Below are 995 nucleotides of genomic sequence, written 5' to 3'. Positions count from 1 at the left end.
GGCTGCGCCCCACGCGTGAACGCGACCTCCGACAGCGAGAAGACGCCGCTCGGCGAGCTGATCGGGCGGCTGTCGGCCCTGCATCAGAAGCGCATCGATCTCGGGCTGGAGCGGATGCACCGGCTGCTCGAGCGGCTCGGGCACCCTGAAAGCAAGCTGCCGCCGGTGATCCACATCGCCGGCACCAACGGCAAGGGCTCGACGCTCGCGTATCTGCGCGCGACGCTGGAGGCGGCCGGCCTGCGCGTTCACGCCTATACCTCGCCTTATCTGGTCCGCATCAACGAGTGCTTCCGGCTCGGCCGCGCTGGCGGCGGCGTGCTGGTCGGTGACGACGAATTGCGCGCGGCCCTGGAAGAGGTCGAGCGTGTCAATGCCGGCGAAGCCGCGACATTGTTCGAGCTGAAGACGGCGGCCGCCTTCCACCTGTTCGCACAGAACCCGGCCGATTTGGTGCTGCTCGAAGTCGGCCTCGGCGGCCGGCTCGATTCGACCAATGTGGTCGATGCGCCGGCGGCCTGCGTGATCACGCCCGTCAGCATGGATCACATGGACTTCCTGGGCGATACGTTGACGTCGATCGCCGGTGAGAAAGCGGCGATCATCAAGCGCGGCGTGCCCGTGATTTGCGCAGAGCAATCGCCGGAAGCGATGGCCGTGATCGAGGGGCAGGCGAAGCGCATGCGTGCGCCGCTGTTTGCCGCGAACGAGAGCTGGCACGTCAATGTCGAGCGCGGACGTCTGGTCTATTCGGACGATCGCGGCCTGATGGATCTGCCGGCACCGCGCCTGTTCGGTCGTCACCAGTTCGACAATGCCGGCCTTGCCATCGCGACGCTGCGCGCGGTTCCGAGCTTCAAGATCAATCAGGCAGCGTTCGAGGCCGGTATCGTCGGCGCGGAATGGCCGGCGCGGATGCAGCGCATCACCGCGGGCGAGCTGCTCGCTCTTGGGCCGCAGGGCTCGGAGATCTGGCTCGACGGCGGACACAATGC

General features: G+C 67.2%; 1 protein-coding gene. It reads left to right on the top strand.

Features of this window, described 5'->3' with window-relative positions:
• Positions 1 to 15: 15 nt before the first annotated feature.
• A partial coding sequence (locus MOV75_RS39550) for a folylpolyglutamate synthase/dihydrofolate synthase family protein (protein ID WP_247008266.1) occupies positions 16 to 995 on the top strand: 980 nt, incomplete at its 3' end.

This window comes from Bradyrhizobium sp. PRIMUS42 (genome assembly GCF_023006515.1).
In the GTDB taxonomy this organism is placed as follows: domain Bacteria; phylum Pseudomonadota; class Alphaproteobacteria; order Rhizobiales; family Xanthobacteraceae; genus Bradyrhizobium.
The sequence above is the reverse complement of the archived record's forward strand: the minus strand, read 5'-3'. Positions and strand labels throughout refer to the sequence as shown.